This window comes from Aequorivita soesokkakensis (assembly GCF_001641085.1).
Taxonomy (GTDB): domain Bacteria; phylum Bacteroidota; class Bacteroidia; order Flavobacteriales; family Flavobacteriaceae; genus Aequorivita; species Aequorivita soesokkakensis.
The window spans coordinates 148,368-162,194 of record NZ_LXIE01000023.1; the positions used below are offsets into that span (position 1 = coordinate 148,368).

Below are 13,827 nucleotides of genomic sequence, written 5' to 3' on the forward strand. Positions count from 1 at the left end.
AAATCTAATTTAGCGTTTTATTATCTTTTTTATAGTTTTTCCCGCTTCGGTTTCTATGGAGAAAAGATAAATCCCAGTTTTTAATGCGGAAATATTCACCTCTGCATGTTGGGCTTCAGTTTGAAAAACTTGGATCTTTCTTCCTTGAAGATCATAGACCGTAATATTTTTAATAATTGAAATCGACTGAATTTCTACAAAAGTGTTTGCTGGATTTGGATAAATTGAAATTTGCGAGGCATCAAATTCTTCAACTCCCAAAACCCTAAATGAAGTTATTGCCTCGTTCGTTTCTACTGGGAAGTTATAGTCAAAATAGATATTGGCTTGGGCTCTCACATCATCAGCGGATGTTAAGTTGCTATTGGTTTTCATTTTAAGAAGAATATTTCCGTGATCTCCCGTCCCCAGATTTATGTTTTGGAAATGAAACTCGGCTACATTGTTATTTATCACAATTTGTGCATCGTGTGATAACTTAAGAATTTGAAGACTGCTGGGCTCAAAGTCAGCTGGATTTATTTCCATCGTTACAACAATATTCTCAGCTGGGGCATTTCCGGTATTTTCAAAATTTATAATATAATTAAGGTAATCTCCAATAAATGTTGTAGGTACTTCTTCTCCTTGTAAACAAACAATATTATTTGGATCGTAGGAACCAACAACTTTTTGGTCTAAGGTAAAAAAGTTATCATTTGGCATTTCATCTCCTACAACTGGGTTAATTTCCGTAAAAAGAACCAAAACATCGTCTATGTTCACGGGAGGTGTATCCATTGGGCCATTTACATCAAGAACTATTTCAACAGTCACTGTTTGGTATGGTTGCAAATCTGTAAAATTAAAAGTCAGGGTCCCGGATCCTTGGGTATCTGGGGTTGTGCTTGAAGACACATAATCCATGCGATCTTCCGGATAGTTAAATTGAACATCACCCGAAAGGATTTGGTTTCCTTTATTTTTATATACTAGCCAATAGGTGGCTTCAAATCCAGGTCTTGCTGGAATTATTGGAGCAATCATTACTTCTAGGTCTTGATGTATTCCATTAGCTTCTGCACAGAAGTCTTGGGTTACAGTACTATTATCAATTACTGGAAATAATATATCTGCGGCGGGCGGGTCAACATTAAAATAATCAGGATTCTCCATAGTTGGCAATAAAGTATAGGTGCCTGCCTGCCCAACAAATAAATCATAAACTCCTTGGGCATTACTGTAGATTATTGCATTGGTAGGTGTGCCATTAAACTCTATATTAAAATTTGTATAGGGAATAGGGCTATCTCCTGAATCGCATCCATCTCCTTCATTGTCAAATTTCGTTACTCCAGTAATTGTATTTACATCACCTCCGGGGGCGATTGCGCAGAAAGAATTTACAGGATAATCAGTCCCTGCAAATTGCTGTATTTCTGAAATTTGAAATTCATCTGCACATACATACTGTAAATTTGGGTTATTGCTCGTTAACCAATTTTCCATCCAACTTCCTGAATCCATATTTGAGCTTTCATCACTGCCATTTTTGATAAAGACTGTTTCTAACAATAGGTTTCTACTAATGTATAAAGCTGTTAAGTTTACATTTGAGCTTAAGTCCAATGTAGTTATAGAGGATTCTGATATTGAAAGGCTTTCAAGTGCAATACAGGAAGACAAATCAATGGATGTCATTTGACTGGGCATAGGAGTTATGACATCCACTTGAATTAAGTTTATATTGCTCGTGAGATCCAAGGTCGTAATCATAATACTTAGGCATTCAAAAGATTCTAGGTTTATAAAAGCTTCAATTCCAGTTAGATCTGTAATATTAAAACTCCATAAAGAAATACTTGTTGTGGCCAATGCCTCACTTACCTGTATTTCCCCATCTATATTTGTATCAACTCCATCCGCTATCAATTCGGCTTTAAAAATGGGGTCTGGAATATTTACTATTTGCGCACTTGAAAAACTAGAAACAAATAAAAGGAGAAGTACTATTTTTTTCATAAAGGTTAATTTCAAGTAATGTACATATTTATTTTTAGTGTTTTCTAAATAATCATTATTCATCAAACTCTACCTCAAGGATATTCGCTGTACCATTTTTTCCTTCATTGGAAATATAAAGCGTTCCTTCAGGAGAAAATGTAATTCCTTCAGGTTGGGGGAAAGCATCACTGTGGAAATTATGAATAATTTTCGGCTTGCTCAAGGAATCCATAATCAAAACCTGGGGAACATTGCTCTGTAAAACATAAATGTCTCCATTGACTGGGTTTATATCTATGTCTGATGGTGAAAAAGACGGAGTTTTATCTGCATCGTCATCAACATCCCTAACTTTAAAAATAGGGTCAGTAAGTGAAATTTTTGAAACAGGATTTTTTGAAACTGTTTTCGTAACAAGATCAAAGGCGTAAATACCTTTGTAATCATTGCCTTGTGGGTCCTTATTCTTCGAAGTCAACAAAAGCCTTTTGTTTTTAAGGTCTAGGCCCAAAGACTCCATATTATTTTTCCCTGTAAAAAAAGTCTTGAAACTTTTAACAGTGAAATTGGAACTCATAAAATTTTCGACTTCAAATATTTCACCATTGCTTTCCAATACATAAGCAGTACTATCCACAACAACAAGGCCTTCATAATCGCCAGCTTTCGAAAAATTTGTTTGGTGTTCAACCAGAGAGGTGGAAAGGTTGTATATATAAATTATACCATCTTCATCCTGCACACAGGCTATTTTGTTTTCTGAAATCCAGCTTATGCCGGAAATTTCATTGAGCTCCACAGGCATGTCCCATTTGCGGATTATCTTGTATGTCTGTTCTTCCAAACGTGGATTCAACGCGGGATTTTCAAAAGCATACCACAAAATACCCACAAAGGCCAATACACTAAATATTATCCAAAAAGCTATTTTGTTTTCGTTCATAAAAGACAATACTATTAAGGTTTAATTATTTTCAGCTTCCTGAAATTAAATAACTGATAATTTATGGAAAAAATAATTTGTTCTCCTTAAAATTAGTATAAAATAAGTAAAATCACATTTTTCGTAGCCTCACCAAAAATCCCTTCGGCTTCGCTCAGGGTAAACTTCTCATCTTGCTTCGTAGCCTCACCAACCCCGAGGCGTCGGGGGAATTTGGATATAAAACTTTTTGGTAGCCTCACCAAGAATCGAACTTGGATCTAAAGTTTAGGAAACTTCTATTCTATCCATTGAACTATGAGGCCTTTATTATGGAAGGCAAATTTAGCTATTTTTAAACGATTGTTAAACGTGCCACAATTCTCTTATTTCTTTTTTAGACGATTGCGAAGCAAGCACAAAACCCCAATTTCTTCTTTGGAAAGATTTTCTGCTTTTTTGAGCAGCTTGTTAATTTCCTTTTCAAAATATTTTAAAGTACGTCCTTGGGTATAATCTTCTATAACCCTTGGATCAATATAGGAGCTCCGCGCAACCGAAGGGGTGTTGCCCAATCTTTCCGAAACTCGGTTTACGGCTTCTTTTATGTTTTGGTCCAAAAGCTTTTGATCCTTTTTGTCTACCACTCCCAGTTCGTCCAAAGCTATTGCGGCAATCATGGTTCCCGCCCAAGTTCTAAAATCTTTTGCAGAAAACTCTTCGCCCATTATTTCGTGGATATATGCGTTTAAATCGTCGCTTTTCACATCAACAATTTTATCGTTTTCATCAAGATATTTAAAGATTTCATAGCCGGGCATATCGTCAATTTCCTGTACAATTTTCGCTAATTTTTTATCGACTATATGTTTTTCCTGATCCTGCCCAGATTTTCCATTATATGTAAAGATTATTTCGTCCCCATCAATGGTGAGGTGTTTGCTTCTTAAAGTAGTTAGGCCATAAGTTGCATTTTCTTTGGAATATGTTTCGCTTCCGGGCCTGAAGAAAGCAGATTCCAATAATCGCAGCATTACGGCCATAACTTTTTCACGATTCAATTTCTGCTTGCGCATATGTTGGCCAGTCACTCGGCGCATATGCTCCAATTGATCAGCAAAATCAATAATTCTGTCAAACTTTTTGGAATTTTGACGGGCTGTATATTTAGGGTGATAAAGATATTGTTTGCGATCCTTGTCATCCCGACCGGTAACCAAAAGATCTGCTTTTCGGTTTTCACTTATTTCAACGTTTGTCCAAGCCGGTGGAATTACGAGTGATTTAATCCAGTCGCGTGTTTCTTTCTCTTTTATCGTTTTTCCATTTTCATCTTTATAGGTAAACCCTTTTCCGTGTAGTTTTCTGTAATACATAGCATTTTTATCTTAAATGTAAAACAAAATTGTATTTTCAAGTAAAAATTATATTCTTCTTAAGATATTTAATAAAGGGAATTCTAAAGGTTGAAGCGGACTAAATCCCTTATCTGGTGGGCAGTAAAAACAAAAAAGCCCAACTGTAAAGTTGGGCTTTTTGCTCCTCCTCTTGGGCTCGAACCAAGGACCCTCTGATTAACAGTCAGATGCTCTAACCAACTGAGCTAAGGAGGAATTTTGCATTAGCGGTTGCAAATATACCTATTTTTTAATTCCATCAAAATAAAACTTTATGAATTTTCTGTTTTTTAATATTTCAAAAAGCATTGAAAATTTTAAAATAATTATAAGTCTTTAAGCTGCTTCAGAAGGGAAGTATTTGCTGGTGAGCTACTGTTTGAAAGTGTTTCTATGGCTTCTTCTATTTTGTGTTCTTTTAAAAGTGACAAGGCTAAATAATATTTTGCGTCTTCATAAAATGCACTTTCCGTTTTTTCATTAGCCATTTTTAAATATTTTTCTGCTTGGCGGGCATTGCCATTTGCTAAATTTGCTACTCCCAGAAAATAAACCAAGGTATCATTTTCAGGATTGGCGCCATAAATGGGTTCCCAACGGGATATGGCTTCCGCATATTCCTTTCGTTTGTAATTTACCATTCCATAGTAAAATTCATATTCTGAGGAAGTTCCCATAGAGGTTGGTAGGCCTGGGTCTGGTTTAAAATTTGCCGCAAAAACCTTTTGGGGAGAATTTCCATTGTTGAAAATAGCCCATGACGCAATTCCAATAAGTACTATAAAAGATGCAGCAAGGGCCAACCAACCTGGACTTAGCCATTTTTTTTCTGGCTCATCCTTTATTTCTGAATGGTATTCATCCAAAGAACTTTTCAAATTGTATTCTTCAACACTTTTAAAAAGAAGACGTTGTTCCTCAACCATCGCGCGAAATTTCGGAAATATGCTTAAGCGCTCATTAAAATCAGTCAAGGCAGTTGCATCAAGTTTGCCTAATAGATAGGCATCTATCAACTCTTGGGTTTCTTGATTGTTTTCTATTTCTTTATTTGGGTCCATTGGGGATAATTTGGGTCATTTTTTTTAACTGTTCTTGGCATCTGTATTTTGCATTGCGGGCAGAGGCCTCGTCCATGGCCATTATTTCGGCTATTTCTTTAAAAGATTTTTGTTCAAAATAGAAAAGTTTCATCAGCAACTGGCAGCGTTCGCCCAGATTGTCTATGGAATTCATTATGATTTTAATTTTTCTATTTTGCATTTCATTTTCCTCTATTTCTGGCTCGTCATATTCAAGTTCACGGTTTATAAACGTGGTATTTTTATATCTTGCCGAGCGCACGTGGTCCAACCATTTATATTTCGCAATCTGAAAAAGATAACCATTGATGGCGGTTTCACTTTCAGCAGAAAATTTGTCGTCTTTTATATTTCGCCACATTGCAACAAACGCTTCTTGATAAACATCTTTTGCCTGTTGCTCATCGCCACTGTTTTTATAGACGTAGCGTTTCACTTTTGCGAAATTTGTTTTATACAACTGTTTTAAGGTAGCCGCATCATTTTTTTTGATGAGCGCTACCGTTTCCTTAAATGGCAAATCCTTGATTTTTTCGTTGCTTATTTTCCGCATTATGGTTGAAACAATACAGAAAGATACAATATATACGCAATCGTTTAAAAAAAATTGCGCAACTTAAGGTGTATGGATATTTTTTTTCGTTGAAATGAAGCAATTGTTCTATTTCACTTCAAAATATAAATATTCCATTTTGCTATTTTAAACACATCGGGGAAGTAATTGAAATGTCATCACAATATTTCAAAAAAAAATACTTCGGATTTTGCCCGAAGTATTTTTAAAAAAGCTATTCTATGTTGCTTTTATTCAAATAACCAACGATAAATATCATTCCCGTTGGCGAAAAGCAATAATGCTATTAAAATGAAGAAACCGACCATTTGGGCATATTCCATAAATTTGTCATTCGGTTTTCTGCCTGTCACAATCTCATAAAGTAGAAACATTACGTGCCCGCCGTCCAAAGCTGGAATGGGCAGAATGTTCATAAATGCAAGAATAATCGAAATTAAAGCCGTTGTTGCCCAGAAACTCTGCCAATCCCAAGAATCTGGAAACAGATTGCCAATGGCGCCAAAACCACCTACTTGTGTTGCTCCTTTTTTGGTGAAAACATATTTGAATTGTTTTACGTAATCTTTCAACGTATTGTAACCAAAGCTAAACCCGCCGATGATGCTTTCGCCTAAAGAATATTTAATTTCTGTTTTGTCCAGTTGTGAAATTATGTCTTTTCCAAAAGTGTTTACCCCTATTTTTCCTTCTTTGTTTGAAGTAACTTTTAAGGTATCTTGTTGGTTTCCTCGCGCTACAACAATCGTGTTTTCAGTATTTGCCTCTTTCTTTACCAGATTTTGAAATTCATCGTAATACTGTACAGCTTGGCCATTAACGGCAATAATTTTATCGCCTTTTTGAAAGCCGGCCGCAATTGCGGGATAATCTGTAAGCAGGGTATCGATAGTGGCTGATTGTCTTGGAACGAAGGGAAAATGTGTATCATTCTTAAACATTTGGGTGCCAGCATCTTCTGGAACGTTGATGGTTTCAACGGTGCCGTCATTATGCTTTACTTCAACTTTTGAAACATCGCGCAGAAAAATATATCTGTTGATGTCCATCACATCGTCCAAGGGCTCACCGTTAACGTTTAGAATATGGTCACCATCGCGGAAACCGTATTCCTTAAATTGTTCCGTAACCGAAAAACCTTGTGGAATGTCTGCATTGGTTGTAACGTTTCTTCCGTAGAAATATAGAATTCCCATATAAATTACAAAGCCAACAATAATGTTTACCGTAACCCCACCAAGCATAATAATAAGTCGTTGCCAAGCTGGTTTGCTTCGGAATTCCCACGGTTGCGGTGGACCAGCCATTTGTTCCTTATCCATGCTTTCGTCAATCATTCCCGAAATTTTTACGTAACCTCCCAAAGGAAGCCAGCCGATTCCATAAACGGTTTCGCCAATTTTCTTTTTGAAAAGGGAAAATTTCACATCAAAGAAAAGGTAGAATTTTTCAACCCTGGTTTTGAAAAGTTTTGCAGGAATAAAATGCCCCAGTTCATGGAGCACGATCAATATGGATAAGCTTAAAAGAAGTTGAATGGCTTTTACAAAAAATGGACTCATAGTGTCTTTTATATTTTTTTAGTCTCAATTAAAAATTGTTTGTTACCAAAATCGAGCCTAAAATGAAATGGTTTGCCAATGTGGCGGTTTCAGAAAAAAATCGCACAAAAGTAATCTTTTAGAACGTGCAAAAAAAATAAGCGGGTTTGTTCCCGCTTATTTGTGATTTATTTTTGTTTTTAAGAATAGCTAAAAAAGATTATTCCTTAATTATTGATTTATTAATAACACCTTTTTCAGTTTCAATTTGGAAAAACAGAATGCCCTTGGAAAATTTTGAAACATCTACTGTTTCTGAATAATTTTTTTCATAAAGCAATTGCCCCAAAGCGTTGTATATTCTCACTTGGGTTACTTGTAAAGCATCAGGTTTTTGAAGATTAATAACCCCGGATGTTGGATTGGGATATAAAACCAATTGGGTATCCAAAGCAAAATCTTCAGTGCTCAAAATAACATTATTGCTCCTTGAAATAATATCTTTTTCTGGGTCAAATTGTACACTTTGAACCGTAAAGCCTACTGCTGGCTGGAACGTTTGGTCATTTGTTGTATTATCTAATACTATGTCCAATGTTTCGCCTTGTGTGCCAATAAGTCTTAAGGGCACGGGAACTTCAAAAAAGGAAACCGAGGGATGGCTTTGTGTCTGTGAAATTTTTATGTTGAGGTTAGCCGGACCATCAACTTGGTTCCAACGAATTGTGTAGCGTGGATGGCCCTGGCCGTATATCCAATCCTGAAAAAACTCATTAAGGTCTTCGCCACTTGCGTCTTCCATGTTTCTAATTAAATCTCCTGTTTTTGCATACCCGTAAGCAAGCGCAGGATCTGACAGATAATCTTTTAATCCTTGGAAGAAAACGGCATCGCCTAGTTTTTTGCGAAGCATATGCAACACCATTGAACCTTTATTGTAAGTAAGTCTGCTGCTGAAAATTCTGTTTACCGAAGTAGTGTCTTGTGCAGGAATATATACCGAACCATCATTTTCTTGTGTTATGGAAGAAATTTGGTCTTGTTTCCAGCTTCTGAAATCGGTATTTCCATCAAAATTTTCAATTACAATTCCTGCGAGATAGGTTGCAAAACCTTCGTTAAGCCAAATATCCTGCCAGCTGCCGCAAGTAACTTTATCACCAAACCACTGATGGCCAAGTTCATGTGCAATCAAGCCACGGCTAAGCCCGCCCATAAATGATACGGTTGTATGCTCCATTCCACCACCCCAGCCAAATTCGGCATGGCCATATTTTTCATTTGCAAAAGGATAAGGCTCAAAAAGATCTGCATATAAATTCATGATATCCACAGTAACCGGAGTTCTGGATTGTGCATAGGAAAGATCTTCGGGATAGATATAGTTTATAATTTCAAAAGGATCGCCGTTATTGTCAACCGTATGCGAATAAACAGTGTAATTGGTTACCGCAATGGCAACTAAATATGCGGGAATGGGGTATTGATGCCTGTAATGGGTGGTTTTGTTGCTGCCATTAACGGTTTGGCTTAATTCCAAACCATTGGAAACTGCTATATATTCTTCACTTGAAGAATTGAAACGTGGCGTGGTAATGTAAACATCAATCATGTCAATTTTATCATTCAAATCCTGTTTGCAAGGCCACCAAGCTTTGGCGCCAAAAGGTTCCGAAAGCGTCCACATTACGGGATCGCCATTATGGGTATCCACTTCAAAAGAGCCAAACCCCGAGCTAATAGGGTTACCGGAATAACTTACGGAAAGCGAATCCAAAACGTTTTGATTTTGCATTTGCGGCAGCGTAATTACCACTTCGTCATTACTATTTTGTGTAAAGCTCAAAGGTGTGCCGCGTTGTGTAACTTGTGAAACCGTCATATTGTCCACCAATTCAAAAGTTACCGTATTCAAATTCTCCTTTGCAATAAAATGGGAAGTTATTTTCCCGGAAATAAAAGGTTGTGCCGGATCTACGGTTAACTCCAAACGTTGGTATTTTAGGTCATAATTTCCGGTATTCATGTTTACGCTTTGTCCAAACCAACCTGTTGCAGCTTTGGCTTCCGCTTCGCTGATGTTTTCTGACTGAAAATTTTGTGAAAAAGTGAATAATGAAGTTAAAAATAAAAAGGGGAGTACTAATGTTTTCATTGGTTCATATTTATGGAATGATTGTTTTGCTGAAATTTGCTGACCAATTTTTTAAGTAGAAGATGTAATTAATAAGAAGACACATTTCAGCGTGAAATTAGGATGTTAAATGTATTCATTTTGTTAGTATTAGGGCTTATTTTTGCCGCCAAATATGTGCTTTCAGTCTAAAATTTAACGCAATGCTTACTTTTTTCAAGAAATATAAATTCTTTGCTATTGTTTTGGTGGTACTTTCGGCAATAATTATTACCGTAATTTATCAAATTATGAAGCCTAAAGTAATGCTGAAAATCTATCAGCCTGCAGATGTTTCAACGGAATTGGTAGATACCACGCTTCAGTATGTAAAAAAATATCACACCATTGCAAATTTTAGCCTTACCAACCAGAATGGGCAAACAATAACCCAAGACGATTACAAAGACAAAATATATGTGGCTGATTTTTTCTTTACTACCTGCCAGACCATTTGCCCAATAATGACAGGCCATATGGCGGAAATTCAGGAAAAACTTAAAAATGATGATGAGGTTTTGTTGCTTTCGCATACCGTAACTCCTGAAATTGACACTGTTGCCCAACTTAAAAAATACGCCTTGGAAAAAGGGGTAAATGATGCAAAATGGAATTTGGTAACGGGTGATAAAAAGGAGATTTATGACCTCGCCAGAAAATCTTACCTCGCCGCAAAGGATGTTCCTTTTCAGGATTATGATCTTATCCATACCGAAAACTTTGTGCTTGTAGATAAAAAGAAACGTATTCGAGGTTTTTATGATGGCACAGACCCAGAGTCTATTGAAAAATTATTGACAGACATAAAAATTCTGGAAAAGGAAGATTGAAATATAGGTCTCTTTTTTCAAAAGTAAAAAAATAACACAGGTCTTTTCCCACGTCCTTTTTTTCCGTTACTTTTGCCTTGTTTAAAATCAATCTAAATAAAAATGGTCGTTACTATCGCTTCACTGAAAAAAGGGCAACGGGGCATTATCAAGGAATTTTCGGTGGAAGTAGTACCGCTGAAACTTTTGGAAATGGGCTGCCTTCCCGGAAATGAAGTATGTTTGGTGCAAACAGCTCCATTTAACGATCCATTATATTTGAACATCAACGGAAGCCATCTCGCCATTCGCAGGGAAACAGCCAGTAAGATTGAAATTGAATTGATATAGTTTAGCAATGGCAAAACACATAAATGTTGCTCTAATTGGAAACCCGAATACCGGAAAAACCTCTGTTTTTAACCGCTTAACGGGGCTGAACCAAAAAGTGGGCAACTATCCGGGAATCACTGTTGAAAAAAAACAGGGAACCTGTAAATTTGGTCGAGGCTGTAAAGTGCATGTGCTCGATTTGCCCGGAACGTATAGTTTAAACGCTTCTTCGGTTGATGAAAATGTGGTTATTGAACTGCTTCTTAACAAAAACGACAAAGACTTTCCAGATGTTGCCGTGGTTGTTGCAGATATAGAAAACCTTAAACGTAACCTTCTTTTATTCACACAAATAAAAGATTTGGGCATTCCTGTTATTCTTGCTATCAATATGGCCGATAGAATGAAACGGAAGGCTATTTATCTGGATGTTCCAAAACTTGAGGAAAAATTAAACACCAAGATTGCGCTTATTAGCTCACGTAAAAATCTTGGTTTTGATTATTTAAAGGAGTTGATTGAAAACTACAACCAACTTTCCACCAAGCCCAGTTTGAACGCTTCCAGTATTTCCCCGGAATATTTTGACCGTTTGCGAAAAGCCTTTCCAAACCAAGAACTTTATAAACTTTGGTTGGTAATAACGCAAGATGTAAATTTTGGGAAATTGGACCGAAATGAGCTGAAAGGCGTAGCCTCTTTTCAAACGGAATCCGTGAGCAACCTGAAAAGGCTCCAACAAAAGGAAACCGTGGCCCGCTATCAGTTTATAAACGAAACCTTAAAAGAAACACTTCATATAGATACTGCAAATGCAAAGGATTTAAGGAGCCGTTTGGATAGGGTCTTAACGCACAAAGTATGGGGATATGTGATTTTCTTCGCAATTCTACTTTTAATTTTTCAGGCAATTTTTGATTGGAGCAGTTACCCAATGGATTTTATTGACAGCACTTTCGCTTCCCTCAGCGAATGGGCCAAAACATCACTTCCAGTAGGAGATTTTACGAATTTGATTGCCGAAGGAATTATTCCGGGACTTGGCGGAATCGTAATTTTCATTCCACAGATCGCCTTTCTTTTTCTTTTTATTTCAATTTTGGAAGAAACGGGCTATATGAGCCGGGTAGTGTTTTTGATGGACCGTATTATGCGTCGTTTTGGGCTCAGCGGAAAAAGCGTTGTGCCATTGGTTGCCGGAACTGCTTGTGCCATTCCCGCGATTATGGCAACCCGTAATATTGAAAACTGGAAAGAGCGCTTAATTACAATTTTGGTTACGCCCTTCACAACTTGTTCGGCGCGTTTGCCAGTTTATTTGATAATTATTTCACTGGTAATTCCAGATACGCGCGTGCTCGGTATTTTTAGTTTGCAGGGGCTAACGCTTATGTTTATGTATATATTGGGCTTTGGTGCGGCTATTTTTTCGGCTTATATATTAGACAAAATTTTAAAAATCCGTTCCAAAAGTTTCTTTGTGGTTGAAATGCCCAATTACAAACTTCCACTTCCTAAAAATGTATTGATTACCGTGGTTGAAAAAACAAAAGCTTTCGTTTTTGGTGCGGGAAAAATAATACTTGCAATTTCAATTATTCTCTGGGTTTTGGCATCCTACGGCCCGGGCGATTTTAATAATGCCGAAGAAATTATTCAAAACCAATACGCTTCGCAAAATCTTTCCGAAGAGGAAATTGCGATGCATGTGGATTCCTATAAACTGGAACATTCCTATATTGGGCATGTTGGGCACGCCATTGAACCTGCAGTTAGGCCCTTGGGCTACGATTGGAAAATTGGGATTGCAATTGTGAGCTCTTTTGCCGCGCGTGAGGTATTTGTTGGAACTCTCGCTACAATTTACAGCGTTGGCAGTGAAGACGAACAAACCATAAAAAGCCGAATGGCGGCAGAGATAAACCCTATTTTGGGCGGCCCACTCTTCAATTTTGCGAGTGGGGTTTCACTATTGCTGTTTTATGCTTTTGCGATGCAGTGCATGAGTACACTGGCAATTGTAAAAAAAGAAACGAACAGTTGGAAATGGCCAATGTGGCAACTATTTGTAATGAGTGCCATTGCTTATGTGGTTGCTTTGGCTGCCTATCAATTTTTGAAGTAGAATAGATATAATTTGGGTATGCAAACTTTACTTGTAATAATAACATTTTTACTTGCGGTGTACTTTCTTATAACGAGGTTTGTTTGGAATCCATTCCAAACAGCGAAAAAAAGAAATAAACCCGGAGATCATTCAGACTGCAGCAAATGTAGTTTTCATTGATGTAATGAAACAGGGTCACGGTACACTTTTTTCTGAAATGCAATATTTGTAACTTGATTTTCTTTAGGGTATCTTTGCAGTATGCAAACAATATTGGTTTTAATAACATTTTCGCTTGCTGCAGGCTTTTTGCTTAAAAAGTTTGTTTGGAATCCCATTTTTGAATCGCGCCAAAATTCAGGCGGTACATTAGATGGAGGGAAAACAAAATGTGGCAAGAAAGATTGTGGTTGTCACTAAAACTAGTTGTTCTTCTCTTCACAAATCAGCAATACATAACCTTTATCTTTACCGGTGCTTTCTGAAGTTGGATATGGATTGAGTGTTAATCCGTTTATTGAAAACTCAGCGGAGCTATAAAGATTTGTATTTTTTTCTTCCCCGCGTTTTACTTCGCCAAAAGTTAAAGTTCTTTCCTGTTTATTGCCATTACTGGTAACTTCAACTTTTACAATTGCACGTCCGGCCCAAATACAAGTAACGCCGGTTGGGCAACGGGAATCTTCCAAAACTTCCAAAAATTTTATGGAAACACCCTTCACAACAACAGTTTCCCCTTTGGGAACTTTTATGGCAATTTTTGGGGTTTCAACTGAATCATTCTGCCCAAAAGCAAAGGTTGAAAAAAGAATTATAATGGCTAAAAGTGATTTTTTCATTGTAGTAAGTTTTTCAATTTTAAAGATACATTAAAAAATAATGCCAGAAAATTACACAGCACAAAAG

Annotated in this window: 11 protein-coding genes and 2 tRNA genes; 3 read left to right on the forward strand and 10 right to left on the reverse strand. The window is 36.9% G+C overall.

What is annotated here, in order from left to right:
• Positions 1–9: 9 nt before the first annotated feature.
• The 9 genes from A7A78_RS09275 to A7A78_RS09315 all read right to left on the reverse strand — a co-directional run bounded on the left by A7A78_RS09275 (position 10) and on the right by A7A78_RS09315 (position 9,654).
• A complete protein-coding gene (locus tag A7A78_RS09275) occupies positions 10–2,001 on the reverse strand; it encodes a T9SS type A sorting domain-containing protein (RefSeq protein ID WP_165593560.1) in 1,992 nt (663 codons plus the stop codon).
• Between the two features lie 55 nt (positions 2,002–2,056).
• Positions 2,057–2,926: an SdiA-regulated domain-containing protein gene (locus A7A78_RS09280; RefSeq protein WP_068762177.1), complete on the reverse strand. Its 870-nt coding sequence runs from the start codon at positions 2,924–2,926 to the stop codon at positions 2,057–2,059.
• A 230-nt stretch (positions 2,927–3,156) separates the two neighbouring features.
• Positions 3,157–3,231: transfer RNA gene (locus tag A7A78_RS09285), tRNA-Arg, on the reverse strand.
• A 60-nt stretch (positions 3,232–3,291) separates the two neighbouring features.
• Positions 3,292–4,281, reverse strand: coding sequence for a DNA topoisomerase IB (locus tag A7A78_RS09290; protein WP_068762178.1), 990 nt, complete (start codon positions 4,279–4,281; stop codon positions 3,292–3,294).
• 163 nt (positions 4,282–4,444) lie between these two features.
• Positions 4,445–4,518: transfer RNA gene (locus tag A7A78_RS09295), tRNA-Asn, on the reverse strand.
• Between the two features lie 110 nt (positions 4,519–4,628).
• The gene (locus A7A78_RS09300; protein WP_068762179.1) at positions 4,629–5,363 is read right to left on the reverse strand and encodes a tetratricopeptide repeat protein; all 735 of its coding nucleotides are present in this window, start codon (positions 5,361–5,363) and stop codon (positions 4,629–4,631) included.
• Positions 5,350–5,937: an RNA polymerase sigma factor gene (locus A7A78_RS09305; protein WP_068762180.1), complete on the reverse strand. Its 588-nt coding sequence runs from the start codon at positions 5,935–5,937 to the stop codon at positions 5,350–5,352. Before A7A78_RS09305 ends, A7A78_RS09300 begins: the two co-directional genes overlap by 14 nt.
• Positions 5,938–6,188: 251 nt before the next feature.
• Positions 6,189–7,520 carry an RIP metalloprotease RseP gene (gene rseP / locus A7A78_RS09310; RefSeq protein WP_068762181.1) on the reverse strand — a complete coding sequence of 444 codons (1,332 nt, stop codon included), beginning with the start codon at positions 7,518–7,520 and terminating at the stop codon, positions 6,189–6,191.
• A 199-nt stretch (positions 7,521–7,719) separates the two neighbouring features.
• Positions 7,720–9,654 (reverse strand): M1 family metallopeptidase, encoded by a 1,935-nt coding sequence (locus A7A78_RS09315; protein WP_068762182.1) that lies wholly within the window; start codon positions 9,652–9,654, stop codon positions 7,720–7,722.
• A 182-nt stretch (positions 9,655–9,836) separates the two neighbouring features.
• Between A7A78_RS09315 and A7A78_RS09320 the strand changes: the two genes are divergently transcribed.
• The 3 genes from A7A78_RS09320 to feoB all read left to right on the forward strand — a co-directional run bounded on the left by A7A78_RS09320 (position 9,837) and on the right by feoB (position 12,939).
• Positions 9,837–10,502 (forward strand): SCO family protein, encoded by a 666-nt coding sequence (locus tag A7A78_RS09320; protein WP_068762183.1) that lies wholly within the window; start codon positions 9,837–9,839, stop codon positions 10,500–10,502.
• Between the two features lie 102 nt (positions 10,503–10,604).
• The gene (locus A7A78_RS09325; RefSeq protein ID WP_068762184.1) at positions 10,605–10,832 is read left to right on the forward strand and encodes a FeoA family protein; all 228 of its coding nucleotides are present in this window, start codon (positions 10,605–10,607) and stop codon (positions 10,830–10,832) included.
• Positions 10,833–10,839: 7 nt separating this feature from the next.
• Positions 10,840–12,939, forward strand: a complete 2,100-nt coding sequence (gene feoB, locus A7A78_RS09330) for a ferrous iron transport protein B (protein ID WP_068762185.1) — start codon at positions 10,840–10,842, stop codon at positions 12,937–12,939.
• A 404-nt stretch (positions 12,940–13,343) separates the two neighbouring features.
• Here the strand turns inward: feoB and A7A78_RS09335 are convergent, their stop codons facing one another.
• The gene (locus A7A78_RS09335; RefSeq protein WP_068762186.1) at positions 13,344–13,760 is read right to left on the reverse strand and encodes a hypothetical protein; all 417 of its coding nucleotides are present in this window, start codon (positions 13,758–13,760) and stop codon (positions 13,344–13,346) included.
• Positions 13,761–13,827 lie beyond the last annotated feature (67 nt).

What these genes read in the sequence shown, in the direction of transcription:
- A7A78_RS09275 (WP_165593560.1), bottom strand. Translation starts at nt 2,001, where the DNA reads ATGAAAAAAATAGTACTTCTCCTTTTATTTGTTTCTAGTTTTTCAAGT.
- A7A78_RS09280 (WP_068762177.1), bottom strand. Translation starts at nt 2,926, where the DNA reads ATGAACGAAAACAAAATAGCTTTTTGGATAATATTTAGTGTATTGGCC.
- A7A78_RS09290 (WP_068762178.1), bottom strand. Translation starts at nt 4,281, where the DNA reads ATGTATTACAGAAAACTACACGGAAAAGGGTTTACCTATAAAGATGAA.
- A7A78_RS09300 (WP_068762179.1), bottom strand. Translation starts at nt 5,363, where the DNA reads ATGGACCCAAATAAAGAAATAGAAAACAATCAAGAAACCCAAGAGTTG.
- A7A78_RS09305 (WP_068762180.1), bottom strand. Translation starts at nt 5,937, where the DNA reads ATGCGGAAAATAAGCAACGAAAAAATCAAGGATTTGCCATTTAAGGAA.
- rseP (WP_068762181.1), bottom strand. Translation starts at nt 7,520, where the DNA reads ATGAGTCCATTTTTTGTAAAAGCCATTCAACTTCTTTTAAGCTTATCC.
- A7A78_RS09315 (WP_068762182.1), bottom strand. Translation starts at nt 9,654, where the DNA reads ATGAAAACATTAGTACTCCCCTTTTTATTTTTAACTTCATTATTCACT.
- A7A78_RS09320 (WP_068762183.1), top strand. Translation starts at nt 9,837, where the DNA reads ATGCTTACTTTTTTCAAGAAATATAAATTCTTTGCTATTGTTTTGGTG.
- A7A78_RS09325 (WP_068762184.1), top strand. Translation starts at nt 10,605, where the DNA reads ATGGTCGTTACTATCGCTTCACTGAAAAAAGGGCAACGGGGCATTATC.
- feoB (WP_068762185.1), top strand. Translation starts at nt 10,840, where the DNA reads ATGGCAAAACACATAAATGTTGCTCTAATTGGAAACCCGAATACCGGA.
- A7A78_RS09335 (WP_068762186.1), bottom strand. Translation starts at nt 13,760, where the DNA reads ATGAAAAAATCACTTTTAGCCATTATAATTCTTTTTTCAACCTTTGCT.